General features: G+C 69.1%; 24 protein-coding genes and 1 tRNA gene. 11 read left to right on the top strand and 14 right to left on the bottom strand.

Annotated features, from left to right (window positions below; all coding sequences use genetic code 11):
• Positions 1–47: 47 nt before the first annotated feature.
• The 3 genes from ACFXI3_RS02280 (at position 48) to ACFXI3_RS02270 (ending at position 3,129) form a co-directional block, all read left to right on the top strand.
• Positions 48–998 (top strand): response regulator transcription factor, encoded by a 951-nt coding sequence (locus tag ACFXI3_RS02280; protein WP_378397534.1) that lies wholly within the window; start codon positions 48–50, stop codon positions 996–998.
• A gap of 142 nt (positions 999–1,140) precedes the next feature.
• Complete coding sequence (locus ACFXI3_RS02275; RefSeq protein WP_378397533.1) at positions 1,141–2,403, top strand: alpha-hydroxy-acid oxidizing protein; 1,263 nt, start codon at positions 1,141–1,143, stop codon at positions 2,401–2,403.
• Positions 2,404–2,463: 60 nt separating this feature from the next.
• Entirely contained in the window at positions 2,464–3,129 is a 666-nt protein-coding gene (locus ACFXI3_RS02270) for a GntR family transcriptional regulator (protein ID WP_378397531.1), read from the top strand.
• 152 nt (positions 3,130–3,281) lie between these two features.
• Here the strand turns inward: ACFXI3_RS02270 and ACFXI3_RS02265 are convergent, their stop codons facing one another.
• From ACFXI3_RS02265 to ACFXI3_RS02240, 6 genes are all read right to left on the bottom strand, one after another.
• Entirely contained in the window at positions 3,282–4,436 is a 1,155-nt protein-coding gene (locus ACFXI3_RS02265) for an LLM class flavin-dependent oxidoreductase (RefSeq protein ID WP_378397530.1), read from the bottom strand.
• Complete coding sequence (locus ACFXI3_RS02260; RefSeq protein WP_378397528.1) at positions 4,433–5,443, bottom strand: ABC transporter substrate-binding protein; 1,011 nt, start codon at positions 5,441–5,443, stop codon at positions 4,433–4,435. The genes ACFXI3_RS02265 and ACFXI3_RS02260 overlap by 4 nt, the downstream gene beginning before the upstream one ends.
• Positions 5,430–6,134, bottom strand: a complete 705-nt coding sequence (locus tag ACFXI3_RS02255) for an ABC transporter ATP-binding protein (RefSeq protein WP_378397527.1) — start codon at positions 6,132–6,134, stop codon at positions 5,430–5,432. Before ACFXI3_RS02255 ends, ACFXI3_RS02260 begins: the two co-directional genes overlap by 14 nt.
• Positions 6,119–6,934 carry an ABC transporter permease gene (locus ACFXI3_RS02250; RefSeq protein ID WP_344276004.1) on the bottom strand — a complete coding sequence of 272 codons (816 nt, stop codon included), beginning with the start codon at positions 6,932–6,934 and terminating at the stop codon, positions 6,119–6,121. Before ACFXI3_RS02250 ends, ACFXI3_RS02255 begins: the two co-directional genes overlap by 16 nt.
• A gap of 449 nt (positions 6,935–7,383) precedes the next feature.
• A complete protein-coding gene (locus ACFXI3_RS02245; RefSeq protein ID WP_378397525.1) occupies positions 7,384–8,094 on the bottom strand; it encodes an MBL fold metallo-hydrolase in 711 nt (236 codons plus the stop codon).
• Positions 8,095–8,118: 24 nt separating this feature from the next.
• Positions 8,119–8,619, bottom strand: coding sequence for a DUF664 domain-containing protein (locus tag ACFXI3_RS02240; protein WP_378397524.1), 501 nt, complete (start codon positions 8,617–8,619; stop codon positions 8,119–8,121).
• Positions 8,620–8,662: 43 nt separating this feature from the next.
• Between ACFXI3_RS02240 and ACFXI3_RS02235 the strand changes: the two genes are divergently transcribed.
• From ACFXI3_RS02235 to ACFXI3_RS02225, 3 genes are all read left to right on the top strand, one after another.
• Positions 8,663–9,550, top strand: a complete 888-nt coding sequence (locus ACFXI3_RS02235) for a DMT family transporter (protein WP_378397523.1) — start codon at positions 8,663–8,665, stop codon at positions 9,548–9,550.
• A 229-nt stretch (positions 9,551–9,779) separates the two neighbouring features.
• Positions 9,780–11,471 carry an ABC transporter ATP-binding protein gene (locus ACFXI3_RS02230; protein WP_378397522.1) on the top strand — a complete coding sequence of 564 codons (1,692 nt, stop codon included), beginning with the start codon at positions 9,780–9,782 and terminating at the stop codon, positions 11,469–11,471.
• 537 nt (positions 11,472–12,008) lie between these two features.
• Positions 12,009–13,769 (top strand): ABC transporter ATP-binding protein, encoded by a 1,761-nt coding sequence (locus tag ACFXI3_RS02225; RefSeq protein ID WP_378397521.1) that lies wholly within the window; start codon positions 12,009–12,011, stop codon positions 13,767–13,769.
• A gap of 16 nt (positions 13,770–13,785) precedes the next feature.
• Here ACFXI3_RS02225 and ACFXI3_RS02220 read toward each other — a convergent pair whose 3' ends face one another.
• Positions 13,786–14,532, bottom strand: a complete 747-nt coding sequence (locus tag ACFXI3_RS02220) for an SDR family NAD(P)-dependent oxidoreductase (protein ID WP_378397519.1) — start codon at positions 14,530–14,532, stop codon at positions 13,786–13,788.
• A 106-nt stretch (positions 14,533–14,638) separates the two neighbouring features.
• Here ACFXI3_RS02220 and ACFXI3_RS02215 point away from each other — a divergent pair, with 106 nt between their 5' ends.
• Positions 14,639–15,235, top strand: a complete 597-nt coding sequence (locus ACFXI3_RS02215; protein WP_378397517.1) for a TetR/AcrR family transcriptional regulator — start codon at positions 14,639–14,641, stop codon at positions 15,233–15,235.
• A 98-nt stretch (positions 15,236–15,333) separates the two neighbouring features.
• Here ACFXI3_RS02215 and ACFXI3_RS02210 read toward each other — a convergent pair whose 3' ends face one another.
• Positions 15,334–15,543: an MbtH family protein gene (locus ACFXI3_RS02210; RefSeq protein WP_378397516.1), complete on the bottom strand. Its 210-nt coding sequence runs from the start codon at positions 15,541–15,543 to the stop codon at positions 15,334–15,336.
• Positions 15,544–15,565: 22 nt separating this feature from the next.
• On the bottom strand, positions 15,566–16,903 hold the full coding sequence (locus ACFXI3_RS02205; protein ID WP_378397515.1) for a lysine N(6)-hydroxylase/L-ornithine N(5)-oxygenase family protein: 1,338 nt from the start codon (positions 16,901–16,903) through the stop codon (positions 15,566–15,568).
• A 137-nt stretch (positions 16,904–17,040) separates the two neighbouring features.
• On the opposite strand from ACFXI3_RS02205, the gene ACFXI3_RS02200 reads away from it, so the two are divergent.
• Positions 17,041–17,988: a methionyl-tRNA formyltransferase gene (locus ACFXI3_RS02200; protein WP_378397514.1), complete on the top strand. Its 948-nt coding sequence runs from the start codon at positions 17,041–17,043 to the stop codon at positions 17,986–17,988.
• Between the two features lie 57 nt (positions 17,989–18,045).
• Here ACFXI3_RS02200 and ACFXI3_RS02195 read toward each other — a convergent pair whose 3' ends face one another.
• Entirely contained in the window at positions 18,046–19,683 is a 1,638-nt protein-coding gene (locus tag ACFXI3_RS02195; protein ID WP_378397512.1) for an ABC-F family ATP-binding cassette domain-containing protein, read from the bottom strand.
• Positions 19,684–19,804: 121 nt separating this feature from the next.
• Between ACFXI3_RS02195 and ACFXI3_RS02190 the strand changes: the two genes are divergently transcribed.
• The 3 genes from ACFXI3_RS02190 to ACFXI3_RS02180 all read left to right on the top strand — a co-directional run bounded on the left by ACFXI3_RS02190 (position 19,805) and on the right by ACFXI3_RS02180 (position 21,795).
• Positions 19,805–20,695: a PaaX family transcriptional regulator C-terminal domain-containing protein gene (locus tag ACFXI3_RS02190; RefSeq protein ID WP_344276044.1), complete on the top strand. Its 891-nt coding sequence runs from the start codon at positions 19,805–19,807 to the stop codon at positions 20,693–20,695.
• Complete coding sequence (locus ACFXI3_RS02185) at positions 20,692–21,462, top strand: enoyl-CoA hydratase/isomerase family protein (protein WP_378397511.1); 771 nt, start codon at positions 20,692–20,694, stop codon at positions 21,460–21,462. The genes ACFXI3_RS02190 and ACFXI3_RS02185 overlap by 4 nt, the downstream gene beginning before the upstream one ends.
• A gap of 259 nt (positions 21,463–21,721) precedes the next feature.
• A tRNA-Pro gene (locus tag ACFXI3_RS02180) sits at positions 21,722–21,795 on the top strand.
• 676 nt (positions 21,796–22,471) lie between these two features.
• Here the strand turns inward: ACFXI3_RS02180 and ACFXI3_RS02175 are convergent.
• From ACFXI3_RS02175 to ACFXI3_RS02160, 4 genes are all read right to left on the bottom strand, one after another.
• On the bottom strand, positions 22,472–23,563 hold the full coding sequence (locus ACFXI3_RS02175) for a tyrosine-type recombinase/integrase (protein WP_378397510.1): 1,092 nt from the start codon (positions 23,561–23,563) through the stop codon (positions 22,472–22,474).
• Positions 23,564–23,670: 107 nt separating this feature from the next.
• On the bottom strand, positions 23,671–23,889 hold the full coding sequence (locus tag ACFXI3_RS02170; RefSeq protein WP_378397509.1) for a helix-turn-helix transcriptional regulator: 219 nt from the start codon (positions 23,887–23,889) through the stop codon (positions 23,671–23,673).
• A 14-nt stretch (positions 23,890–23,903) separates the two neighbouring features.
• Positions 23,904–25,493 (bottom strand): replication initiator, encoded by a 1,590-nt coding sequence (locus ACFXI3_RS02165; RefSeq protein ID WP_378397507.1) that lies wholly within the window; start codon positions 25,491–25,493, stop codon positions 23,904–23,906.
• A complete protein-coding gene (locus ACFXI3_RS02160) occupies positions 25,490–25,615 on the bottom strand; it encodes a hypothetical protein (protein ID WP_378397506.1) in 126 nt (41 codons plus the stop codon). The genes ACFXI3_RS02165 and ACFXI3_RS02160 overlap by 4 nt, the downstream gene beginning before the upstream one ends.
• Between the last annotated feature and the right edge of the window lie 60 nt (positions 25,616–25,675).

Genomic DNA, 25,675 nt, shown 5'->3' with positions numbered 1-25,675 from the left:
CCGGACGGCGGGCGTTCATGCTCCGTCCGGCAGCGGAGGTTCGGAACATGGCCGCGGATGTGCAGTGGTGGGCTCGGCTCGCTCAGGAGGTGCGCGCGGCGGGCCGCGGCGAACTGCCTGTCGAAACTCCGCTCCGCGCGGTGCGGGACAAGCTCGGTTTCGCCTGCGTCGCGTTGGTGAGCGGCACCAAACAACGCACCGCGACGGTCAACCTCGGTTATCCGGCGGACATGCTCGGCTACATGACCACGACCTACCGGTGGAAATGCCCGATCCACTCGCGCGCGGCCCGGTTGGGTCTGCCGCTGCGTTTCGTTGACATCCCGGAGGTCCACGAGACAAGGACGTACCGAGAGGGCATTCAGCCCTACGGTTTCCGCGAGGGCGTCACGCTGCCGCTCGCGCCGGGTACTGGTCCGGAGCGGAGTTTCGTAGCGCTGAGTTCGACGCACGACCGCCCGCTGGACGACGGATCCGTCCTCGCGCTCACGATGTTGTCGCACGATTTCGCCGCGCTGGCCGACCCCGGCGCCGAACCGGGCGATTCCGCCGCCGACGCCGTACTGCTCGTCTCGCGGACTCAGATCGAAGTGCGCGCTGCCGCTGTGGATCAGCTGCCGCTCAGTGAGCGCGAGCTCCGGCTCGCCGCGCAGGGTGCGCTGACCGAGCGGACCGGATTCCACCACCGGGACGCGGACGGCGTCTGGTGGCGGGTGCTGGCGCGGGTGCGCCCTCCGGACGGCGTGCTGCTGCGGATTTCCCGCGTACCTGAGCCCGGGCCGTTGACCGGCCGGGAGCTGGACGTCGTCGGTCTCGTGGCCCGTGGTTGGTCGAACGAGCGGATCTCGGCCGCGCTCGGGATTGCCATCAGGACGGTGCGCAGCCACGTCGAATCGTCGCTGGTGAAGCTCGACTGCCCGAACCGGACCGCGCTGGCCCGGCACGCGCTCGAGCACGATCTCGACACTCTCGGCGCGTTGGAGGCCGCTCACCGCTGAGCAGATTGTGTCACAATCCTTGCGATCAAGCCGGAACCGTGCTTGACTCGCCCTGCCCATAAGTTCCGAAAATGGCGGCGCAGCAAGTCTTTTTCGGCTCGCACATTGTGTACCGATTTCCTCGGCGGCCAGGAGGCAGCGGATGACCACGTTCGAACCCGAGCACCTGCCCCGGCGGACGATCAAGCGGCGGCTGCCCCGGCCGTCGGAGATCCGGCCGCTGCTCAAGTTCCGGCAGCCGAGGTTCGACGTCCGCGAGCGCCGTCTCGCCGCCGCGCACACCATCGACGACCTGCGCACCATCGCGCGCCGCCGCACTCCCCGGCCCGTTTTCGACTACGTCGACGGCGCTGCCGAGCAGGAGATCAGCATCGGCCGGGCACGGCAGGCCTTCGAAAACGTCGAACTGCATCCGCGCGTGCTGCAGGACGTCACCGACGTAGACCCGTCGACGTCCGTCCTCGGTGGACAGTCGGCCTTGCCGCTCGTGCTCGCACCCACCGGTTTCACGCGCATGATGCACCACGAGGGCGAGATCGCCGTCGCCCGCGCGGCCGCTCGCGCCCGGATCCCGTACGTGCTCTCGACAATGGGCACCACCGATCTCGAAGACGTCCGGGCGTGTGCGCCATCCGCGCGGCAGTGGTTCCAGCTCTACCTCTGGAAAGACCGCGCCGCGAGCGAAGCGCTGGTCGAACGCGCGGCGCGAGCTGGGTACGAAGCGCTGGTCCTGACCGTCGACACCCCGATCGGCGGGGCGCGGATGCGCGACGTCCGGAATGGACTGACCATCCCGCCCACGCTGACCGTCCGCACGCTCGCCGGGATCGCCGTGCGGCCGTCCTGGTGGATGAACCTGCTGACCACCGAACCGCTGCAGTTCGCCGCGTTGAACAACTTCGACGGCACGGTCGAAGAGCTGATCGGCACGATGTTCGACCCGTCCCTGACCATCGAAGACCTGCGGTGGCTGCGCGAATTGTGGCCGGGAAAGCTGATCGTCAAAGGGATCCAGAGCGTCACGGACGCCGAGGTGATGGCCGGTTCCGGCGTCGACGCGCTCGTGCTCTCGAACCACGGCGGCCGCCAGCTCGACCGCGCGCCGACCCCGCTCGAACTGCTGCCGCGCGTCGTCGACGCGGTCGGAGACGACTGCGAGATCATCCTCGACACCGGCGTCCGGACCGGCGCCGACCTGGTCGCCGCTCGGGCACTGGGCGCGTCGGCGGCGATGGTGGGCCGGGCTTACCTGTACGGCCTGATGGCGGCCGGAGAGCAGGGCGTCGACCGCGCGATCGAGATCCTCCGCGCCGAGTACACGCGCACGTTGCGGCTTCTCGGCGTCGTGCGCACCGCCGAGATCAGCTCGGAACACGCCACCCTTCGGCTGCCCGCCCGAGGTTGACGGTGGGCTCGGCTAAGATCGGCAGTGGCTGTGGGAAGTTCTGCTGAAACGAGTGGCGAAGTGCGCGATCAGGCGGGTAGTACGCCGGGCGGCATCGCGCAAGCCCTCCGCGACGATCTCCTCGACGGCGTCCTCGAACCCGGAACGCGGCTCACCGAGGAGTCGCTGAGCGCGAGGTTCGGCGCCGGACGGCATTCGGTGCGGTCCGGGCTGCAGACGCTGGTGTCCGAGGGGCTTCTCGAACACCAGCGCAACAAGGGAATCGTCGTGCCCGCGGTGACCTCGGACCGCATCGACGCGATGTGCTCGTACCGGTCGATCCTGGAACTGGGCGCGCTGCGCCTGGCACTGCTCCAAGGCGCGGACTTCGACGCCGTCGACGAGGCGGTGCGGTGTTTGGAGGCGATGACCGCCGAAACCCCGTGGCGGCACGTGATCGAGGCGCACAGCGCGGTGCACGCGGAAATCGTGGCCGCCAGCGGAAACCCTCGTGTCGTCGCCGCGCACCGGGCCTGCGCGAACGAACTCAACTGCATGCTCGCGACGATCCGGGCCGAGTCCTCGGCGCAGCACCTGGCGACGACGCACCGGCATCTCGTCGGCCAGCTCCGCACCGGCGGGGAGACCGCGATGAAGGCACTGGAGGACGACCTCGAACTCGGCGGCCGCGCGATGATGCACCTCGCGCTGCGCCGCCGGAACGAGGTGCCCCACCTGCTCTCGTGAGTGTCTGCGCCGGTGAGAACCGGCATCGCCACTCACGATGCCCAGGTTGGCGCACCGCCGACGCTGTCACATCGGTCGGCACGAGCCCGAGCGCGCGGGAGCTCTTGAGTGTTTCTCCCGGACCTAACCGGCATCGCCACTCACGACCGTCCCTACTGCGCCGCCACCGCCTGCTCCCCCGGCACCGCCCGCAACACCGGCGCTTCCTCCAGCAACCCGCGCCGCGCCAGCTCCGGCCGCACCCCCTCGCCGAACCAGTACGCCTCCTCCAAATGCGGATACCCGGACAGCACGAACTCCGACACCCCGGCGTCGTGGTACTCCTCGATCAGATCCGCGATCTCCGCGTAACTGCCCACGAGCGCCGTCCCCGCACCGCCGCGGACCAGCCCGATCCCGGCCCACAGATGCGGATGGATCTCCAGATCCCGCGCAGTCGTCCCGGCTTTGCCGCCGTGCAGCGCGACCATCCGCCGCTGCCCCACCGACTCGCTCGCCGCCAGCTGCGCCTGCGCCTTGGCGATCTGCTCCGGGTTCAACGCGTCGAGCAGCTTCTGCGCCTCCGCCCAAGCCTCCGCCGAAGTGTCGCGCGCGATCGTGTGCAGCCGGACCCCGAACCGCACCGTGCGACCCTCCTGCTCCGCCAGTTCCCGCACCTTGCCGATCTTCTCCGCGACCTGCGCGGGCGGCTCGCCCCAGGTCAGGTACACATCGGCGTGCCGCGCGGCGACCGGAAGCGCCGCCGCCGAGGACCCGCCGAAGTACAGCGGCGGCACCGGATCCGGCGCGGCGAGCGTCGTGGCCCCTTCGACGCGCAGGTGGTCGCCGTCGAAGTCGAACGGCTTGCCCGACCACACGCCGCGGACGATCGACAGGAACTCGTCGGTCCGGGCGTAGCGGGCGTCGTGGTCGTGCCAGTCGCCGAAGCGGCGCTGTTCGATCGCGTCGCCGCCGGTCACGATGTTCAGCAGGACCCGGCCGCCGGACAGGCGCTGGAACGTGCCCGCCATCTGCGCGGCGAGCGTCGGCGAGATGACGCCCGGGCGGAACGCGACCAGGAACTTCAACCGGTTCGTCTCGCGGATCAGCGCGGCGGTGGTCAGCCAGGCGTCCTCGCACCAGGTCCCGGTCGGGGTCAGCACGCCCTCGAAGCCGAGCCGCTCGGCCGCGCGGGCGACCTGCGCGAGATAGTCCAGATCCGCCGGCCGTTGCGCGCTCGGACCCTGGGATTTGTTGGCGTGGAAGCGTTCCACGATCGTCCGGCCGTCCCCGGTGGTCGGCAGGAACCAGTGCAGTTTGACGCTCATCCGTTCCTCCTCGCGGCCTCGATGTCGGGCCCGTAACGGCGGTCGACGAACGCCGCGAAGTCGACCTTCCCGGGCAGCGTGCCTTCGTTCGTGAACGCGTCGGCGAGCTGCTGCTCGGACGCGACGACGGAATCGTCCAGCGGAATCGGCCGGTCCCGTCCGGCGGAAACGGCCTTCTTCGCCACCTCCGGCTTCAGCCCGGTTTCCGCCGCCCACGCGCGCGCCCATTCGTCCGGATGCGAATTGGCCCACAACTGGGCTTTCACCACGCGCTGCACGAAATCCTTGATCGCCGAGTTCTTGCCCGGATCGGCCAGCGCGGTGGTGCTGGCGGTCTCGAAGGCGAGCCCGTTGGACGCACCACGACCATCGGCGAGCACCCGGGCGTGCGCCTCGAGCTGGGCCTGCGCGGTGTACGGGTCCCAAATCGCCCAGGCGTCGATCTGGTGCTGGGTGAACGCGGCGAACGCCTCGGACGGCTGCAGGAACGAGATCTTGATGTCCTTTGTGGACAAACTGGCCTTCTTCAGCGTGTTGAGCAACTGCCCGTGCGCTGAACTCCCCTTCGCGACGCCGACCGTCTTGCCCCGCAAGGACGCGACATCGGTCAGCGGCGAATCCGGCGGCACCAGAATGGTTTCCCGCTCCACGTTGCTCTTCGCCACGCTCACCACGGAAATCTTCGCCTTCGACGCCGCCGCGAAAATCGGCGGCGTATTGCCCACCCGGCCGACGTCGATCGCGCCCGCCGAAGCCGCCTCCAGCAACGGCGGCCCGGAGGTGAAGGTCGACCATTCGACCCGGTACGGCGTACCGCTCAGCTGATTCGCCGCCGTGAGCAGGGATTTCACCCCGCCCTTCTGATCGCCCACGCGAAGCGTGACCTTCTTCAGGTCCGCCGGCGACACCGCCGCGGGCACCGGCGCACGACCGTCCGAAGTGGACGACGAGCAGGCGGTGAGCCCGGTCAGCAGAAGCGCCGCGGCCAGGACATTACGCAGGTGCACCTTCGGTCACTCCCAAATCGGCCAGGACGCGGCTGCGCACCTCGGCATGGTCGGCGGCCTTCCGCGGACGCGGCTGGTCGAGAACGTGTTCGGCGACGATGTGCCCTTCGCCCAGGACGAGGATCCGGTCGGCGAGCACGAGCGCTTCGTCGACGTCGTGCGTCACCAGCAGTACTGCGGGTTTATGCGTGCGCCACAGGTCTTCGACCAGACGGTGCATCGCCAGCCGGGTCAACGCGTCGAGGGCGCCGAAGGGTTCGTCCAGGAGCAGCAGATCCGGCTCGCGGACCAGCGCCCGCGCCAGCGAAACCCGTTGCGCCTCACCGCCGGAGAGCGTGAGCGGCCATTTGTCAGCGTGCTCCGCCAGCTGCACTTCCGCCAGCGCTTTTTCCGCGACGGCGCGGTCGTTGTCCTGACGCAGACCGAGCACGATGTTGCGCCAGACCTTGCGCCACGGCAGCAACCGCGGCTGCTGGAACGCGACGGAAACCGTCCCGTCCACGCTGGCGGTGCCCTCGATCTCCTGGTCCAGCCCGGCCAGCACCTTCAGCAGCGTCGACTTCCCGGACCCGCTGCGCCCGAGCAACGCGACGAACTCGCCGCGGCCGATGTCCAGGTTGAGTCTGTTGAGGACAGTCCGGTCGCCGAACTTCTTCGCGAGGTCACGGACCTCGACTACCGGGCTCGCCATCGCAGAGCCCTCCTTTCGAGCAGCCGGACGAGCGCGTCGGTGACGAGGCCCAGCACGGCGTAGACCACGAGCCCGACCACCACGACGTCGGTGCGCAGGAATTCGCGGGCATTGTTGATGAGGTAACCGATCCCGGCGTCCGCGTTCACCGTTTCGCCGACGATCAGCGCCAGCCACGCGACCCCGAGCGACTGCCGCAGCCCGACCAGCGCCTGCGGCAGCGCACCCGGCAGAACGACGTGCCACAACCGTTCGCCGCGGGTGAATCCCAGCGCCCGCGCGGCTTCCACGAGCTGCGGGTCGGCGGTGCGGATTCCCGAGTGGACATTCAGATACAACGGAAACGCCACGCCCAGCGCCACCAGCACGATTTTGGTCTCTTCGCCGATCCCGAACCACAGGATGAACAACGGGATCAATCCGAGGAACGGCAAGGTGCGCAGCATCTGCACCGGCGGGTCGACCAGCGCCTCGCCCCAGCGGGACAACCCCGAGACGGCCCCGAGGAGCAGTCCGACCAGCGCTCCTAGCGCGAACCCCGCGCCGACGCGGCCCAGCGAGACAACGAAGGCACTGCCGAGTTCGCCGCTGCGGGCGACGTCGACGCCTGCTTGCAGAACAGTCCACGGCGAACTGAGTTTGTCGGGCGGCAACGCGCCGGTCGAGCTGGCGATCTGCCACGCCGCGACCAGCACGACCGGGCTGATCCAGCGCCGCAGCGACGGCCATCGCCGCCGCTGCGCGCGCTTAGGCGCGGCCGTTTCGGCGCGCGGCAGCACGCCCGTGGTGGAAATCGACACGGATTTCTCCCGGGTGGGGTTTTCGGTTCAGGGAAACAGGATTCAGCGGCGGGACAGACAGACCGCGCTCGCCTGCTGCCGGAGGTCGACGTGCAGGCGGCACACGAGGAGGACGCCGCGCTTCATGCCCCCGAGCTTCGATCCCCGGACGGGTGAAGTCAATGTCGGCCCGGGCGGCTCTCACGCACTGGAACCGGCGCGCCGGTGTACGGGCTTTGTTCACCGGTCGGGTACGCGAATGCCCGGGATACGAGACGGGTTTCCCGGCTTGTCGCCGAACATGGGATGCCCTGCGGCGAGAGCATTACGGAGCTTCGGTCGTGATCACGCTCCGCACCGGAGCGCCGCTGGGCGGACACTCGATGCCCGAAATTGTCGGGGCCGTGCGGTACAAGATCACCATGTACCTTTTCGCGACACAGCAAGCGTTCTCCGCTCCGACCCCTGTCTCAGCCGCCGAACATCAGCCGCCACTCCTCCAGCGACCGAGGCCGGAACACGAAATTCGTCCCCTTCACCCGCGACAGCGACGCCGAAGACTCCGGCGAATACTGGTGTCCTGGATACACCACCGGATCGCCCGGAAGCGTCGCCAGCCATTGCAGGCTGCGGAAAATCGCGTCCGCGTCGCCGCCGGGGAAGTCGGTCCGGCCGCAGCCCTCCAGGAACAGCGTGTCCCCGGAAACCAGCCGATCGCCGACCAGGAAGCACTGGCTTCCCGGGGTGTGCCCGGGCGTGTGGAGCAGCCGGATGTCGATGGAGCCGACTGTCACGACGTCGTCGTGCTCGTGGGCGCGCAGGTCGGCGTCCGACACGCCGGTCACCCGGCGCACCCACTCGCTTTCCTGCGCGTTGACGTGGATCGGCACCGGCCGCAGCGCGAGCAGTTCGGCGATGCCCGGCAGCGAGAAGCCCATCATGTCGCCGCCGACGTGGTCGGGGTGGTGATGGGTGGCGAGCACGCCGGTCAGCCGCATCCCGTCGGACTCCAGCGTCTCGACCAGGTCGCCCACCGCGTACGCCGGGTCGACCAGCACCGCCTCGCCCGATTCGCGGTCCCCGATCAGGTAAGCGAAATTCACCATCTGGGTCGCGACGGGATCCCCGACGGCGAAGTCGCGGCCGGCGAGCAGTTGGCGGAAGTAGAGCTGGTCTGCCATGCCCCGCAGCCTAACGGTCGCCGCTCACTCCCCCACGGAGCCGTCGGCGAGCTCCCGCAGCGCGTCGAGATGCCCGACGTGCCGCGCGGTCTCCTGCACGACGTGCGCCAGCACCCAGCGGACGGTGAACTCCCCGGACCGCCGCGTCCGGTCCTCCGGCGTCAACCCCGCCAGCGCCGCCGCCGCTCGTTCCCGCTCCGCGCAATAGGCCGCGACGACCCCGGCGACGTCGTCTTCGGGTGTCAAATCCCAGCTCGGATCGGGCGACCCCGGCCACAGCGACGGCTCGTCGGCCCCGCCCGCCTCGATCACCAGCCACCACCGCTCGACCGCGGTCAGGTGCTTGAGCACGCCGAGCGCGCTGGTCCGGGGCGAACTCGGCAACGGCGTCGCGGCCGCCTGCTCCCGGGTCAGCCCGGCGACCTTCCGCACCGCGGTCGCCCGCAGGAAGTCCAGGAAGCGCGTTTGCACGGTCAACTCGTCGCCGTCGAGCGGATCCGGCCAGACGCGTTCTACCTCCGCCATGGCCCCGACCCTACTGGCGCCGGAGAGGAATACGCTCGGCGTCATGGTGTGGGGATTTCTGTGCGCGCTGCTGTCCGCGGTGGCCTACGGCGTCGCTTCGGTCATGCAAGCGGTGGCCGCGAAGGCCGCGCCCGACGAGGGCGGTGCCGGGGTCGACCCGCGCCTGCTGCTGCGAGTGCTGCGGCAGTGGAAGTTCGTCGTCGGCCTCCTGCTCGACGGTGTCGGCTTCGTCGCCCAGATCGCCGCCCTGCACGTCCTGCCGCTGTTTCTCGTGCAAGCCACGCAAGCCGCGAGCCTCGCGGTAACCGCCGTCGCAGTGCGGGTGTTTGGCGTCCGGCTCGGCGCACGGGAATGGACCGCTGTCGGCGTCGTCTGTGCCGGTCTCGCGCTGCTGGGTTCCTCGGCCGAAAGCGAGGGCTCGAGCGAAGTCGGCCTGGGCTTCCGCCTCACTCTCGCCGGTGCCGCCGTCGTACTCGGGATCGCCGGACTCCTCGTGGGACGCGCCGGCGACCGCGTCCGCACGGCTGGCCTCGGGCTGGTCGCCGGACTGTGCTTCGGCCTCGTCGCAGTGGCCGGACGGGTCATCCCCAGCCTCGCGCCCCTGGACCTGCTGCGCGATCCCGCCTTGTACGTCGTCGCCGTCGCGGGCGCGCTGGCCATGCTGTTCTTCGCCACCGCACTGCAACGCGGCAGCGTCACCACCGCCACCGCGATGATGGTGCTCGGCGAAACGGTCATGCCGTCGCTGATCGGCGTCGTCCTGCTGGGCGACCGGACCCGGCCTGGTTTCGCTGTCGTCGCACTGATCGGGTTCGTGCTCGCGGTGGCCGCAGCACTGGCGCTGGCCCGCTTCGGCGAGCCCGAACCAGCCGTGTCGGCTGAAGAACAGCCGCCGGAAGCAGAGCCCGCCGGTCGCGACGCCCACCGGTAGGCCCGGTTCTCGCCGGCCCGCGCCACGAAGGTTAGGCTAGCCTTCGCATCTGGCGGGACAAACGGGAGCAATCGGCGAACGGCCAGCCTCGCCCGCAGGAACGGAGGGGGCCGGTGACCACGACCGCACGCACGACCGGAGCGGACGCGCCACCCAGCGCGACCGGGCAACCGACCTCGGCCCTCGCCGCCAGCCGCCCGACCTCCGCCCGCCTCGCGCGGAGGCCCCGGTGACCGCCACCCCACCCACGACCGGCCGCGACGTCCTCCGCAACGCCGTCACCGGCCAACGGAAATCCGTCCTCGCCGCCTCCGTCCTCGCCGCGGGCCACCAGGGCGGCGAAGCGCTCGTCCCGGTGGTAGTCGGCGTCGTGCTGGACCGCGCCGTAAGCGACAGTTCCGCCCTCACCCTCCTGGGCTGGCTGGCCGTACTCGCGGTCGTCTTCCTCGTCCTCTCCTACAGCTACCGCTTCGGCGCACGAGCCGCCGAGCGCGCCTCCGAACGCGCCGCGCACGAGATCCGGCTCGCCGTCAGCCGCCGGGTCCTGCATCCTCGCGGCGGTGCGGAAACGGGGTCGCTGGCCGGGGAATTGGTGAGCGTCGGGACGTCGGACGCCCGCCGCGTCGGGATGATCAACGCGGTGCTCCCGTTCGGCATCGCGGCGCTCGCCGGACTGGTCGTGAGCGCGGTCGCGCTCCTCCGGATGTCGGTGCCGCTCGGGCTGCTCGTCCTCCTCGGCACCCCGCCGCTGCTCTTCCTCGCCCATCTCATCGGCAAACCCCTCGAGAAGCGCAGCGAACTGGAGCAGGAACGCGCCGCGCACGCCTCGGGCGTCGCCGCCGATCTCGTCAGCGGGCTGCGCGTGCTGAAGGGCATCGGCGCGGAATCGACGGCGACCGCGCGCTATCGGCGCACCAGCCGGAATTCCCTCCAGGCGACCATCCGCGCGGCCCGCGCCCAGGCCTGGCACAACGGCGCTCTGCTCGCGCTCACCGGAATCTTCATCGCGATCGTCGCACTAGCCGGCGGCTCGCTGGCGGCGAACGGCGAGATTTCGGTCGGCGACCTGGTCGCCGCAGTCGGACTGGCCCAGTTCCTGCAGACCCCGTTCACCATCTTCGCCTGGGTCAACGGCCAACTCGCCCAAGGCCGCGCCTCCGCCGGCCGAGTCGCCGCGGTACTCAGCGCGCCACCAGCCGTCCCGGACGGAACCGCCGGCCTGCCCGCCCCGGTGCGCGGCACCGTGACGTTTTCCTCCGTATCGCACGGAAAACTCCGCGAATTCACCCTCACCGTCCCACCCGGCGAGTTGCTCGGCATCGTCACCACCGACCCCGCGACGGCCACCGATCTCCTCGACTGCCTGGGCCGCTTCGCCGACCCCAGCACCGGCTCCGTCCGCATCGACGCGGCCGACCTGTCCACTGTGGACCCAGACCGGCTCCGCGACGTCGTCCTCGTCGCCGCGCACGACGCCGATCTGTTCGAGGGCACGGTCGAAGACAACGTCCGCGGCGGAATGCCCGCCATCCCCGACGGAGTGCTCACCGCCTCCGCCGCCGACGAGGTCGCCGCGACCCTCCCGTCCGGCACCGCCACCACGATCACCGAACGCGGCCGATCGCTGTCCGGCGGGCAGCGACAACGCGTCGCCCTCGCGCGCGCCCTCGCCGCGGAAGCGACAGTTTTGGTGCTGCACGATCCGACCACCGCCGTCGACACCGTCACCGAAGCCCGCATCGCCACCGGACTCGCGGACCTGCGCCGAACCCGCACCACCATCGTGATCACCACCAGCCCCGCTCTGCTCGCCGCGACCGACCGAGTAGCCCTGATCGAAGACGGCCGGATCGTCGCCGAAGGCAGCCACGCCGAACTGGTCCGCACCGAAGCGACCTACCGAGCGGCGGTGCTGTCGTGACCGAACACGAACCCCTCCCCGCCGAACGCAGCCACGCCAACCTCGCCCCCGCCAAAGCAGCCCGTCGAACGACGGCCCCCTCATGGCGGAACACGAACCCCATCACCGAACTCGCCCCCGCCGAGACGGCCCCACCGAACGGCGATCCTCGTATGACCGAACATGCGCCCCGCCCCGTCGCCAAACGCAGCCACGCACCCGCCAAGGCCGCCCACCGAACGGCAGCGCTCACGTGACCGAAAACGAACCCCTGCACCTCGCCGAAAGCGGCCACTCCAACCTCGTCCGCGCCGAACCGGCCCGCCAGCGACAGTCCTCCATGACCGAACGCGAACCCTTGCCCGTCGCCGACAGCCGCCACTCCAACCTCGTCCGCGCCGAAGCGAACTGCCGATCGGCGGTGACCGAACGCGAGCCCCTCGCCGAACCAATCCCCACCGAGACAGCCCACCGAACGACGGCCCCCTCATGGCCGAATACGAACCTCACCGCCGAACTTGCCCCCGCCGAGACAGCCCACCGAACCCCGATCCTCCCATGACCGAACGCGAACTCCTCCCCGTCGCCACCGGACCGCGCATCCGGGCCGTCCTCCTCGACCTCCTCCGGCAGGCGAAAGCCCGCGCCGCCGGGTCCTTCGCCTTCGTCGTCGGCGCGACCGCGATCGGCCTGCTCACCGCTCCTCTGCTCGGCCGCGTCGTCGACCTCGTCGCCACCCGGCAGCCCGCGTCCGCGCTCGCGTACCCGGTGGCCGGGCTTGTTCTGGTCGCCGTGACGTCCGCGGCCGCCACCGCCATCGGCGTCTCGATGCTCGCCCGGCTCGGCGAAACCATGCTCGCCGATCTGCGCGAACGCTTCATCGACCGCGCGCTCGGCCTCCCGCTCGAACAGGTCGAAAAGGCCGGTTCCGGCGACCTCACCACCCGCGTCACCAACGACGTCTCGGTCGTCGCCGAAGCAGTCCGCCAGGCGCTGCCCGCGCTGGCCCGTTCGGTGCTGACGATCGTCCTCACCCTGGTCGCGATGGCGATCCTCGACTGGCGTTTCCTCGCCGCGGCCCTGCTGGCTGTCCCGATCCAACTCCACACCGTCCGCTGGTACGTCCGCCGCGCGACCCCGCTGTACGCCGCTCAGCGAGCCGCCGTCGGCGCTCAGCAGCAACAGCTTCTCGACACCATCGGCGGCGCCAAGACGGTCCGCGCGTTCCGTCTCGCGGACGCGCACGTCGAGCGAGTCCGCGAACGGTCCAACGGCGCGGTGAAGCTGGCTCTGCGCGGAGTTCGCCTCGGCACCCGCTTCTACGGGCGGCTGAATCTCGCTGAATTCGTCGGCCTGTCGGCGGTGCTCGCGACTGGTTTTCTTTTGGTGGGCGCGAATCTCGCGACAGTCGGGGTCGCGACGGCCGCCGCATTGTACTTCCACAGCCTCTTCGGGCCGATCAACACCGCACTCGCGCTGGTAGACGACGCACAGGCGGCGACCGCGAGCCTGTCCCGGCTCATCGGGGTGGCAGATCTCCCTTCACCGGCCGAACCGGCCCGGGTGGGCCGTCCGGTCGACGCGTCAGTAAAAGCAGCCGGCCTTGGACACTCCTATGTGGACGACCATCCGGTACTGCGCGACGTCGATCTCGAAGTCGCCCCCGGCGAACGGGTCGCGCTGGTCGGCGCGAGCGGGGCCGGGAAGACGACGCTGGCCAAGCTGATCGCCGGAATCCACCAGGCCGGCACGGGCACGGTGTCGATCGGCGGCGTTCCGCTCGACCAGCTCGGCCCGGCCGCCACCCGTCGCGCGGTCGCGTTGATCAGCCAGGAAGTGCACGTCTTCAGCGGCCCGCTGGCGGACGATCTTCGCCTCGCCGCTCCCGAAGCCAGCGACGAGGATCTCCAAGCCGCGCTTGCCAAAGTCGGCGCGGCCGAGTGGGTCGAAGCGTTGCCGGAGGGACTCGCGACGGTCGTCGGCGAGGGCGGGCATCGGCTGACCGTCACGCAGGCTCAGCAGCTGGCATTGGTCCGCCTGGTGCTCGCCGACCCACCGGTGGCGATCCTCGACGAAGCGACGGCCGAGGCAGGCAGCGCGGGCGCGAAAACGCTCGAATCCGCCGCAGCCGCCGCGCTCGAAGGACGCACCGGCCTGATCGTGGCGCACCGCCTGACCCAGGCCGCCGCTTCAGACCGGATTGTCGTCCTGGACGCCGGTGCGGTCGTCGAATCGGGGACGCACGACGAACTGGTCGCGGCCGGCGGCCGGTACGCCACGCTCTGGACCGCCTGGGCCGGCCTGCGCAGCACGGGGTGATCCCGCGCGACCGGGGCTATGCGGCGTATCCGCCGTCGATCCTCAGCACCGCACCGGTGACGTACGAGGCCTGCGGGCTGGCAAGGAAGACGACGCCCGCGGCAATCTCCTCCGGCCTGCCGTACCGCCCCATCGCCGCAGTCGGAAGGAACATGGACGCCGCCGGACCGTCGGCGGGGTTTCCTTCGGTGTCAACAAACCCGGGCTGGACGACGTTGACCGTGATGCCCCGGTGCGCCAGATCGCGGGCCGCGCCCCGGCTGAAGCCTTCGAGCGCCGACTTCGTGCCCGTGTAATACGCCATCCCCTGGAAACCCGCCCGGGCGGCCACCCCCGAGCTGACGCTGACGATCCGCCCGCCCTCAGGCAGCAACGGCACCGCCGCCTGGATCCCGGCCACCACGCTGGTGTAGTTGACCGCGAGCTGCCGCTCGACGGCAGCCTCGTCGACAAGCTCGCTGCCGACGAGATCGCCGCCGCCCACCGCCGCGTTGTTGACCAGGATGTCCAGCTTTCCGAACCGCTCGACCACCCGCCCGATCAGGCCCGCTGCCTGCGCCGCGTCCGCCTGGTCGGCCCGGAAAGCCGCCGCGCGCACCCCCTTCGCCTCCAGGTCGGCGACCACGGCCTCGGCCCGATCCGCCGAGGACGAATAGCTGATCGCGACGTCGGCTCCCTCGTCGGCCAGCGCCAGCGCCGACGCCGCCCCGATCCCCCGCGACCCGCCGGTCACGATCGCCACCTTGTTGTCCAGCTTTCCCATGTGCTTCCCGCTTTCCCCTGGCCGCGACGTGCCGCGGAGTTCTTGACCGTGCGGTCCACCATAAGGATGGTGGACCGCACGGTCAAGAACCTTTACCCTGGTCGGCATGGCACGTCCGCGCACGTTCGACGAGAAACAGGTGCTCAACGCCGTCCGCGATCAGTTCTGGGATGCCGGTTACGCCGCGACCTCGCTGGAAGACCTGATGCGGGTCAGCGGATTGGGCAAAGGCAGCCTGTACGCAGCGTTCGGCGACAAGCGCCAGCTCTTCCTCCGGGCGCTGCGCAGCTACACCGACGACAAGCATGACGCCCTCCGGAAAGCCCTCTCCGAGACGCCGCGAGCCCTGGACGCACTGCGCCTGCTCCTCGAGGCGCCGATCGACGACCCGACCGGCACGCGGCGCGGCTGCCTCATGGCCAACAGCACCTGCGAACTCGGCAACGCCGATCCGGAAGTCCTCGCCCACGCCCACCGCACTTACGAGACGTCCACCGCGCTGATCGGCGACTGCGTCGCGCGTGCCCAACGCGAGGGCGACCTGCCGTTCGGAGCGGATCCGATCGCACTGGCGCGCGCCCTCCTGGCCGCGCAACAAGGGCTCGTGTTCATGAGCCGGACCGGACTGGACACGGCCACGCTCACCGCCACCGCGCACTCACTCGCGGCTCAACTCCTGCCGGACCGCACCGGCGCGCACTGAAGAAGAGCTGGAACATCCCGCGCCAGCGCCTCACACGGCAAGCAAAGTCCAGCTAACCGCAGACCTCGGCGGGGAACCCTGGATCCCCCGCCGAGGCTTCAAGATTCTTGCGACCTGATCAGCGACAGCGGGCGCAGGTCGGTCCAGTTCTGCTCGATGTGGTCCAGGCAGGCTTGCCGCGCCTCCGGGCCGAAGGCGGTCCGCCAGCCGTCCGGGACGGTCGCGAAGTCCGGCCACAGGCTGTGCTGACCCTCGTCGTTCACGAGCACCCGGTAGACACCGTCGGGGTTTTCGAACGGATTCGTCATAGCTCAGTCCTTCCCTGCTCGCTCAGCGAATCCCGCTTACCGCGTACTCCACCGGATCGGCCTCGGCAGCCCGCCGGTCCACAATGGACTGCAGGATCTCCCCGACCCGAACGGCGGTGTTCGACAGCAGCGACGACGTGATGCCGTGCGTGTGCTCCGTGCCGCCTTGCAGGTACAAGCCGCCGCGCACCGCGGGGTTGGTGGTGATCCGGTAGTCCCGTTCGACCTTCAACCGGCCGGCGTCGTCCCGGCGGCATTGGCCGGCCAGACCGCCGAGCAGCGGCGTCGGGTCCGCGGGCAGATAGCCGGTCGCGTAGATGACGGCGTCGGCGTCCAGCACCGAACGTTCGCCGGTCGCCAGTGATTCGACCGTCGCGCGCACATGCGTGGTCTGGTCGACAACCTCGACCGGACGCGAAACGTTGAACAGCCGCAACCGTTCCACGCCGAGCACCTTTTCCTGGTACCGCCGCCGATACAGCTCGTCGATGAGGTCCAGGTCGACCGCCGAGTAGTTCGTCGCGCCATGGTAGCCCATCAGGCGTTCCTTGACCGGTTCGCTTGCCGCGTAGAAGGAATCGACCGCCTCGGGATCGAAAATCCGGTTGGCGAACGCACTGTCGTCGGCGGGGCTGTAGCCGTAGCGGGCGAACACCGCGCACACCTCGGCGCGCGGGAATTCGTCGTGCAGCAAAGCGGCGACCTCGGCCGCGCTCTGGCCGGCGCCGATCACCACGAACCGGCGCGCGTCCGTGCCGCGCAACGATTCGACGCGGTGCAGCAGTTCGCTGTTGTGCCAGATCCGTTCCCCGGCAACGACGCCGTCGGGCAGTTTCGCCCGCAATCCGGTTCCCAGCACCAGGTTCCGCGCCCGGAGCTCGGTGATTTCGCCGTCCGCCTCGGCGCGCACGTCGAAGAACGCGATCTCGTCGCCGTCGCGCACCGGCTCCACCGAGACGACTTCGCTGCCATAGGACACCAGGTCGTCGACCTTCGCCGCGGCCCATTCGAAGTAGTCGTGGAACTCGACGCGCAGCGGGAACAGGGTCTTGTGGTTGATGAAATCGACCAGCCGCCCCTTCTCGTGCAGGTAGTTCAGGAAGGTGAACGCGCTCGCCGGGTTCCGCATCGTCACCAGGTCCTTGAGGAACGACACCTGCATGGTCGCGGTGTCGATCAGCATCCCGCGATGCCAGCCGAAGCGGGGCTGACGCTCCAGGAAGTGCGCCGTGACCGTCTCCCCCGAGCCCGCGTTGTGCTCGGCGAGGGCGATCGCGAGCGCGAGGTTGGACGGCCCGAACCCGACTCCGACCACGTCGTACACCGGCACCTGGCTGTCCTCGGCCCCTGCTCGTGACATGAAAGTCCCCTAGCGCGGCACTGCCGCATCACCGTTCCCGACTGACCAATGCTCAAGAAACCCTAACCTAACTTAGGTAAGCCTCAACTAGTACTGTCTGGGTGATGTTCGTCCCGACCACGAAAGGTGCACCGCCGATGCGCGTGGCCATGTTCGGCTACCAGACCTGGGGACACCGCACCCTGAAAGCCCTCCTCGACGCAGGCCAGGACGTGCGGCTGGTGGTCACCCACCCGCCGAGCGACCACGCCTACGAACGGATCTGGAGCGATTCGGTCGCCGAACTGGCCGAGCAGCACGGAATCCGCACCCTGCTGCGCACCCGCCCGGACGACGCCGAACTTCTCGACGAACTGAAGGCCGCGGGCCTGGACCTGATCGTCGCGAACAACTGGCGCACGTGGCTGCCGCCGGAGATCTTCGCCCTGCCGCGCAACGGCACGCTCAACGTGCACGATTCGCTGCTGCCCGCCTACGCCGGCTTCTCCCCCATCATCTGGGCGCTGATCAACGGCGAGCCGGAGGTGGGCGTCACCGCGCACATGATGAACGACGAACTCGACGCGGGCGACATCGTGGCCCAGCGCGCCGTCCCGGTCGGCCCGCGCGACACCGCCACGGATCTGTTCCACCGCACCGTGGACCTCATCGAACCGCTCGTCACGGAAGCACTGGGCCTGATCGGATCCGGCACGGTGGTCCCCATCGCGCAGGACCGGACGAAGGCGAGCTTCTTCCACAAGCGAGCGCCGCGCGACAGCCTCATCGACTGGACGTGGTCGGCCGAGGAACTGGACCGCTTGGTGCGCGCCCAATCCGACCCGTACCCCAACGCCTTCGCCTACCACCGCGGCGAACAACTGCGCATCGTGCGCGCGTCAGTTTCGGACGGTCACTACGGCGGAACCCCTGGCCGCATCTTCATCCGCGAAGGCGAGGGCGTAGTGATCGTCGCGGGCCCGGAAGCCCGGCGCGGTCAGTCGCCGGGGCTGCGGATCGAACGCGTCCGAACGGCTGACGACCGAGAGCTTTCGGCGGCGGAGTACTTCACGACTATGGGCGGGTATCTCACCGACCGTCCGTAGCCAGCTCGTGAGTGCCTATGCCGGTTCTCACCGCCCGTAGGCACTCACGAGGCCTGGTCAGCGCTCGGAAACCTTGCCCCCGTCCACTTCCAGCCGCCGGGTCACTGAAACCGCGTCCAGCATCCGCCGGTCGTGCGTCACCAGCAGCAGCGTCCCGGGGTAAGTGTCCAAAGCGGACTCGAGCTGTTCGATCGCGGGCAGGTCAAGGTGGTTGGTCGGCTCGTCCAGCACCAGCAGGTTCACCCCGCGCGCCTGCAGCAGCGCCAATGCGGCCCGGGTGCGCTCACCAGGCGAAAGCGTCGCAGCCGGACGCAGCACATGCGCGGCCTTGAGCCCGAATTTCGCCAGCAGAGTGCGGACGTCCGCGTCGGCGAGCGACGGGACCTCCTGCGCGAACGCGTCCGCCAGCGGAAGGTCGCCGAGGAACAACCGGCGGGCCTGGTCGACCTCGCCGACCACCACGCCCGGCCCGAGCGCGGCGTTGCCCTCGTCCAGCGGCACCCGGCCGAGCAAAGCCGCCAGCAGTGTGGACTTGCCCGCGCCGTTCGCGCCGGTGATGGCGACCTTGTCCGCCCAGTCGATCTGCAGATCCACCGGCCCGAGCGTGAACTCGCCGCGCCGCACCACCGCGCCCCGCAGCGTCGCGACCACCGCGCCCGCGCGCGGAGCGGCCGCGATCTCCATCCGCAGCTCCCACTCCTTGCGGGGCTCCTCGACGACCTCGAGCCGCTCGATCATCCGGTCCGTCTGGCGCGCCTTCGAAGCCTGCTTCTCAGTGGCCTCGCTGCGGAACTTGCGGCCGATCTTGTCGTTGTCGGTCGCCTTGCGGCGGGCGTTCTTGACGCCCTTCTCCATCCACGCGCGCTGCATGCCCGCCCGGGCCTCCAGCGACGCGCGGGTATTGGCATATTCCTCGTAGTCCTCGCGCGCGTGCCGCCGCGCGACCGCCCGTTCCTCCAAATAGGACTCGTACCCGCCGCCGTACGCCTTCACCTGCCGCTGCGCCAGATCCAGCTCCACGACGCGGTCGACCGTGCGGGCCAGGAACTCGCGGTCGTGGCTCACCAGCACGGTGCCCGCGCGCAGTCCGGTGACGAACCGCTCCAGGCGGGCGAGCCCGTCGAGGTCGAGGTCGTTCGTCGGCTCGTCGAGCAGGAAGATGTCGTACCGGCTGAGCAGCAGCGAAGCCAGGCTGGCGCGCGCGGCCTGCCCGCCGGAGAGCGAAACCATCGGCTGGTCGAGGTCGACGGCCAGCCCGAGGTCCGCGGCGACCTCGCCGGCGCGGTCGTCCAGGTCGGCTCCACCGAGCGCGAGCCAGCGGTCAAGCGCGGTGCCGTATGCGTCGTCGGCGCCGTCCATGCCCGCGGTAAGCGCGTCCGTCGCGGCGTCGAGCGCGGTTTGCGCGGTCGCGACGCCGGTGCGTCGCGCGAGAAAAGCGCGCACCGACTCGCCCTCGCGCCGCTCCGGCTCCTGCGGGAGGTGCCCGACGGTGGCGGTCGGCGGGTTCAGCCGGACCTCGCCGGATTCCGGGCGGGCCAGCCCGGCCAGCGTGCGCAGCAAGGTGGACTTGCCGGCGCCGTTGACGCCGACCAGGCCGATCACCTCCCCCGGGGCGACGACGAGATCGAGACCGGAGAAGAGAACGCGGTCACCGTGGCCCGCGGCCAGGTCCTTCGCGACAAGTGTGGCGCTCATATCGCAGCCGAGTTTACGGGCGCCCCTCGCGCCGCGTGCCGCGTGTCGGCTCCGTCACTCCGAGTGGGTACTCTGGGCGGGTTGCCGGGTCCAACGAGAGCAGTGAGGTCGGTGAAAAGCGATGGCGGAACCCGCCCCGGTCCCGTTCGGCCGGGGGAAGCAGCGGGCTCCCCGGCCGACCGTCAGCAGACGGCGCGAGGTGAGTCACGCCAGCGCGCGGTCGCTGCTGATGACCGTGCTGGGCGAGTACGTGCTGCCGCGCGACCGTCCGGTGTGGACGTCGATGCTGGTCGAATCCCTCGGCATGCTCGACATCGAGGAGAAGTCCGCGCGCCAGGCGCTGGCCCGGTCCGCCGGCGAGGGCTGGCTGGTGTCCGAACGCATCGGCCGCCGCGTCCGCTGGTCGCTGACCCCGCCCGGACGTCGCCTGCTCACCGAGGGCGCCGAGCGCATATACGCCTTCGGCCGCGACGCGCACGCCTGGGAGAACCGCTGGCTGATGCTGATCGTCTCGGTGCCGGAAGCGAAGCGCGACCTGCGCCACCGCCTGCGCACCCGCCTCACCTGGGCCGGCTTCGGTTCGCCGGTCGCGGGCGTCTGGGTGAGCCCTGATCCGAGCCGCGAGCCCGAAGCGCAGAAGATCGTCGCCGAACTGGGCCTCGAAGCGCAGGCGATGTCCTTCACCGCGGAGTACGGCGCGATCGGCGACCAGGAAAGCATGGTCGCGCGGTCCTGGGACCTCTCCGAGCTGACCGACCGGTACGAGGACTTCATCGACCGCTTCACCGGTGTGTCGCCATCGGGCGCGCAAGCAGTCCTGCGCGCGCAGACCGAACTCGTGCACGAATGGCGGCGTTTCCCCTTCCTCGACCCACAACTGCCCGCAGAACTGCTGCCCGCAAGCTGGAGCGGTGCCAAGGCGGCTGAGCTGTTCCACCGCAAGCACGTGGAATGGCGGCCGGCCGCGCAGGCGTACTGGGACCAACTGACCGCGAACGAGGAGCAAGCATGACGAGGCTGGAACGCGACGGCGGGCTCGCCGTGCTCACCATCGACGAGCCGCCGCTCAACCTCTACACGAAGCCGCTGCAGGACGCGCTGCTCGACGCGATCGGCTCGCTGGAGGAAACCCCCGCCCGAGCCCTCCTGATCCGCGCCGAGGGCCGAGTCGTGAGCGGGGGTGTCGATGTCGCACTGTTCGATGCGCAGTCCTCTCCGGCTGAGGCGAAGGTTCTCTTCGACGAGCTGCTGACTGTCCCGGATCGCCTTGCCGCACTGCCGTTCCCGACGGTTTTCGCTGCGCATGGCCTTTGCCTGACCTGGGCGTTCGAGGTCGCCATGGCTTGCGACCTCCTGCTGGCCGCTTCGCGCGCGAAGTTCGGTTTGGTGGAGAAGGTGGTCGGCCTTACGCCGACGATGGGCGGCACGCAGCGCCTCGCCGCTCGGGCTGGGGTGGCGCGGGCGAAAGAGTTCGTGTTCACCGGCGAGCCGTTCGACGCGGTCACCTTGGAGCGATGGAATGTCGTGAACCGGGTACTGCCGGACGAGGGTTTCGACGACGCGGCGCGAGAGTTCACCCGCCAACTGGCCGAGTGCCCGACCCAGGCGCACGCCGCGACGAAGCGGATCCTGTCGCACTTTGAACACGGCGGGGTACCGGAGGCGAACTCGCACGTGACGGCTATCGCCGCGGATCTGTACAACACCGAGGATCTGCGGGGTGCGGTGAAGTCGTTCCTGGCCGAGGGACCGGGGAAGGCTCGGTTCAGCGGTCGCTGAGCAGGTTGCTCTCCAGCCCTGGTCCCTTACTGCGGACCAGGGCTGGCTTTTTTGGTGCCCGCGCGCTGGGGAGGCTCCCGGCGCGGTTGATCATGGCGGTGCCGTCTTCTCCTTCCCTCAGCTGGATCGTGATCTTTGGGGATTTGGATGGTTTTCGCAGGTCAGGGGGTAATGGAGACCTCGTTGCGGGGCCGGTTCGGGGACCCGCTAGAGTAGTCACATCGCACTCCACGAGGGGTTCCTCGGGGAGTGAGGAGTCCGGGCTGTGGCGCAGTTTGGTAGCGCACTTGACTGGGGGTCAAGGGGTCGCAGGTTCAAATCCTGTCAGCCCGACCGGACGAGAGAGCCGCTTGGCTTGGGTGAAAGCCCAGGTCGGGCGGCTTTTTTGTGTCCAACATGGGCAAGCGTCCGGCCGGACGGGACGGCACGCTTGGGGACCATTTGGGGACCACGCGGCGAGCCCCCCAGAGGTAGCGTCATGAGATCCGCCTCCCTCAGCGGACCCCCTCCGGCGCACTCGCTTAAGGACACGTCTGGCGGGTCCTTGAGATCAGGACCCGCCAGACGTGCGTCGACTTCGCTAGGCGAGTCTGATCAACTTCCACGTGACCGCCTTGCCGTTGTACGGCGGCATTACGTTGGGTTCAGCGATCGGTGCCGTCGTGGTCGGCGAACCAACTACCTGCCACACACCGCTTTCAGGACACCGTTCACCGGTTCGCGCCGTCCGTCCTACTGCCATGTCAAACTCCTAAATTTGTATGATCATTTCTGCCGCGCCCCTCAGAGGAAAGCGCTGCATAAACAGAGTTACACGCCTGTAAGCAATAGCCCATAAGTGTCCCGCTGAGCGGCACTCACGATGCGCCAAGCGGCATACTGCCTGGTGATTGCGCATAGCGCAGGCGAATTTGACCTACCGCTTGACGTCGAACACCTGTTCTTTATAGCGTGCTAAACGTACGTCTTGTTTATGCAAGATCAATTATTCATGCGTGATCAATTTTGGCTACGCGGCTTTCAAATGTGCGTGACGTGGGGACCTCAAATGCTTCGTCAGCAGCTCTCCTGCATCGGCGACTGACTGGCGATCCGGATGCAAGTACCGCTGTGTCGTAGTAAGCGAGCCGTGGCCCGCGATCTTCCGCAGGTGATGCACCGGAACACCGGCATCCGCCATCCAAGTCAGCCCCGTATGCCGCAGGTCGTGGCGGCGAAGGTGGTCATACCCCAGTTTCGACACCACCTCATCCCACGACGTCGCGTCACGGAGCACAGCCGTCGTAATACGACCACCGCGCGGCCCATGGAACAGCCGGGCATCCGGGTCTCGATTGACCGACGCCATCCGCCGCTCAACCAGCTCCCGAATGTCCTCGATCAGCGGCACGTCCCGCGCCCTCTTGCCCTTGGTTCCCTTATCCACCAGTCCGCCAGGTGACGGCGTCGTCTGGCGTCGGACGTTCCACATCCACTCTTTGGTGTCGATGTCCCGCACCCGACAGCCCGAAACCTCCCCGATCCGGGCAGCCGTGCACGCAGCGAACAACACCACGTCACCCCAACCGCGATACTCGTCGGACGACCGCGCCACCAGCGCATCCGCCAACGTCGTCAACGCGTGCCAATCCGGAAGCGCCAACGACCGCGGATCGTCCAACTCGTCCTCAGCCCGCTTGTACTCCTGCTGCCAGCCCGACACCCGCGCCGGATTCCGGTCAATCAGCTCATCCCGCACGGCCTGCTCCATCACCCGCACAAGCACGGCGATGCTGTTCTTCACCGTCGACCGGCCGCACTCGTCCGCGATCCACCCGTGAACCGCCCGGTCAACCGCCCCGTTCGTGATCATGCTGACCGGCAGATGCCCCAACGTCGGCACCACCCGCTTGCGCCAGCCGGCCAGGTACGGATCCGTCGTCTTCGCTTCCAACCCGCGCAGGGCAAGCGTCATGTTGACGTCGCCGTACTCGGCCAGCGACATGGTCGCCGTCAGTGGGTCGATACCCTGCGCCGCAGCACGTTCAATCCGCGAGATCCACGCCCGAGCTTCGTCCTCCTCCGCGAACGCCTCCGATTTGCTCGGCCGCTTCTTCGTCACCGGATCAATCCACCGCACACGGGCCTTGTACGGCTTAGCCCGATCAGGCCGGTACTCGACATCCGACGACAACGAGACGCCGATCGGAAGCCCAGTCTCAGCGCTCATTACGCCGCCACCGCCCCAGGATCGACGCGCTTGCTGCGAAGCCACGCCTCAACGTCGGCAGCGTTGTAGATCGTCACGCGCTCCGAGAGCTGTACAAACGGCGGACCTTGCGGAGGCCGAGAGGTGCGCCAACGCCGCACGGACGACGGATCGACCCCCAACAACTCGGCCAGTTCCTCAGTGGTGAACCACTGCTCGTCCAGAAGCCGCAACTCCATCTCATCCTCCTCCCTCACGCTGCCAACCGAGTTGCCGAAGTTTCTGGCGGTCTCGCTGCCAGTAGCGCCCGGTCGTACTCGGCCCTCCACGCAATCCGCTCCGCGATCGCCCGCATAACCAGGTGAGGCCGAGGCGGCACCTGCGGGTTTCCCGGTTCGACCTTCCGCCAGATGAGGTGCGACCGGTCCGCGTCTGGCTTCTCGATCCCGACTGCCGCGAGCGACTGCAACACAAACGCCCGCCGGTCGGCCTTGTGGTCCACCAGCGTCTTGCCCGACCACTTCCGCGAAACCAACACACGACGCCCCGGCAGCCCCAGCGTCGAGCGTCGGTGCGCGCGACCCTTGCAGTGGCCGGGAGTCGTCTTGCCTGTCGCGCCCTTGGGTTGGATGCCGTACAGCAGCCAGACCGCGCAGCGCGGCGAACACGGCGTGATGGCCAGTTCGGCGTGAAGCCGGTCGTGATGGTCCCGCTGCGCGGCGGTATCGGCGTCGACCACCTCACCGGTTGACTTGGTGAGGTATTTCGTCAGGTACCCGATGTGCCGCCCGGCTTCCTCGCTGCCGCCGAGAATCCCCTTCGAGTGCACCTGTTCCCCGAACCGGACGACATGCGCGGGTTCCTCGACATCCTCAACGGCGTCGTCCCACGTGGTCAGCGGAGCCCGGCTGTCAGGGTCCACGAACGCGCGCATGTCGGGATCCCAGAGCGGCTTCCGGTCTCCGGCGTACAAAATCTGATCGTGGTTGGGCCACCACACTTGGTGATAGGTGGCTTCGGTGACCAGGCGAATGACATCGTGAGGGATCGAACCGCGGAGCGCCGCATGCAGATGAGGCGCGGCGCGTTTCTGCGGTTCGACGGTCGCGAAGTACTGCACGTCGAACCCGACGACACGGCGAAGGTTCTGCCACCACCGATCCACTAACGCCGCGAAGTGCACCGCGTCCCGAGCGGCCCGCCGGTAGTCGTAGGTCGCGGGGTTGACCGGCGAGCCGTCCGGACGAACACGGCCATAGGTGTCGCAGGTGAGCGTGACGAACATCGACGGCCGGAATCGTCCGGCGAACTCCCTTCCTACGGTGGTCTTGGCAACCTTGCGCCGGGGCAGGTTCGGTGCGTCCTGGCGACGCTTGGTCGAGCGTTTCACCGCCCGCTTGACCGTAGCCTCGACGGCCGGGAGCCGCCCAGTCATGCTCGATTCCCGCAGTTCCGTATCCACGGCGGTGATCTCGGCGCGTAGAGCCTCAGCGTCGTCCGCGTGGGCGTCACGGTAGGCGGCGACCAAATCGGCGCGATAAGTCATCAGCTCGGTCTGTGCGGCCGTGGGTTCGGCGCGGGTGATGACCGGTTCCTCAGCGAGGTGCCAGCCCTCTCGGCATTGCGCTTGCCGCAGTGCTTTCACCTTGCGGGCACACGGCAAACAGACGGATTCCACTGTGGACCCGCACGGGACGGGCACGTAGCGCAGTTCCCCGGTATCAGTGTCGGCGACCTCCATCGTGAACGGCCGCACGCACACGCCGTGCTTCTCCGCTGTCGCCTTCACAACATCAGCGGCCAACGCCCCACGCGTGCGCTCGACCCTGGTCTCGGTGCTCATGCGGCCGCCTCCCCGCCGCGTGCCCAGTCGCGCAGCAGCCAGACCGGCATCTCCTGGTCAGTGTCCGAAGGCAGGTCAGGAAACGTCACGGGGTCGAACGGGACCCCGCCGTAGACGGTCACCGGCACACCGCACGGCGTCCGGCCACTCAGCTCCAGCTGAACCCGATCGCCCCGAGCGCC

It is taken from the genome of Amycolatopsis sp. NPDC059235, from assembly GCF_042754125.1.
Classification (GTDB): Bacteria; Actinomycetota; Actinomycetes; order Mycobacteriales; family Pseudonocardiaceae; genus Amycolatopsis; species Amycolatopsis albidoflava.
This window is presented reverse-complemented; position numbering and strand designations above follow the sequence as displayed.

What these genes read in the sequence shown, in the direction of transcription:
- ACFXI3_RS02235 (WP_378397523.1), top strand. Translation starts at nt 8,663, where the DNA reads ATGGTGTGGGGATTTCTGTGCGCGCTGCTGTCCGCGGTGGCCTACGGC.
- ACFXI3_RS02220 (WP_378397519.1), bottom strand. Translation starts at nt 14,532, where the DNA reads ATGGGAAAGCTGGACAACAAGGTGGCGATCGTGACCGGCGGGTCGCGG.
- ACFXI3_RS02275 (WP_378397533.1), top strand. Translation starts at nt 1,141, where the DNA reads ATGACCACGTTCGAACCCGAGCACCTGCCCCGGCGGACGATCAAGCGG.
- ACFXI3_RS02190 (WP_344276044.1), top strand. Translation starts at nt 19,805, where the DNA reads ATGGCGGAACCCGCCCCGGTCCCGTTCGGCCGGGGGAAGCAGCGGGCT.
- ACFXI3_RS02255 (WP_378397527.1), bottom strand. Translation starts at nt 6,134, where the DNA reads ATGGCGAGCCCGGTAGTCGAGGTCCGTGACCTCGCGAAGAAGTTCGGC.
- ACFXI3_RS02280 (WP_378397534.1), top strand. Translation starts at nt 48, where the DNA reads ATGGCCGCGGATGTGCAGTGGTGGGCTCGGCTCGCTCAGGAGGTGCGC.
- ACFXI3_RS02200 (WP_378397514.1), top strand. Translation starts at nt 17,041, where the DNA reads ATGCGCGTGGCCATGTTCGGCTACCAGACCTGGGGACACCGCACCCTG.
- ACFXI3_RS02185 (WP_378397511.1), top strand. Translation starts at nt 20,692, where the DNA reads ATGACGAGGCTGGAACGCGACGGCGGGCTCGCCGTGCTCACCATCGAC.
- ACFXI3_RS02215 (WP_378397517.1), top strand. Translation starts at nt 14,639, where the DNA reads ATGGCACGTCCGCGCACGTTCGACGAGAAACAGGTGCTCAACGCCGTC.
- ACFXI3_RS02205 (WP_378397515.1), bottom strand. Translation starts at nt 16,903, where the DNA reads ATGTCACGAGCAGGGGCCGAGGACAGCCAGGTGCCGGTGTACGACGTG.
- ACFXI3_RS02225 (WP_378397521.1), top strand. Translation starts at nt 12,009, where the DNA reads ATGACCGAACGCGAACTCCTCCCCGTCGCCACCGGACCGCGCATCCGG.
- ACFXI3_RS02165 (WP_378397507.1), bottom strand. Translation starts at nt 25,493, where the DNA reads ATGAGCACCGAGACCAGGGTCGAGCGCACGCGTGGGGCGTTGGCCGCT.
- ACFXI3_RS02265 (WP_378397530.1), bottom strand. Translation starts at nt 4,436, where the DNA reads ATGAGCGTCAAACTGCACTGGTTCCTGCCGACCACCGGGGACGGCCGG.
- ACFXI3_RS02170 (WP_378397509.1), bottom strand. Translation starts at nt 23,889, where the DNA reads ATGGAGTTGCGGCTTCTGGACGAGCAGTGGTTCACCACTGAGGAACTG.
- ACFXI3_RS02210 (WP_378397516.1), bottom strand. Translation starts at nt 15,543, where the DNA reads ATGACGAATCCGTTCGAAAACCCCGACGGTGTCTACCGGGTGCTCGTG.
- ACFXI3_RS02245 (WP_378397525.1), bottom strand. Translation starts at nt 8,094, where the DNA reads ATGGCAGACCAGCTCTACTTCCGCCAACTGCTCGCCGGCCGCGACTTC.
- ACFXI3_RS02240 (WP_378397524.1), bottom strand. Translation starts at nt 8,619, where the DNA reads ATGGCGGAGGTAGAACGCGTCTGGCCGGATCCGCTCGACGGCGACGAG.
- ACFXI3_RS02195 (WP_378397512.1), bottom strand. Translation starts at nt 19,683, where the DNA reads ATGAGCGCCACACTTGTCGCGAAGGACCTGGCCGCGGGCCACGGTGAC.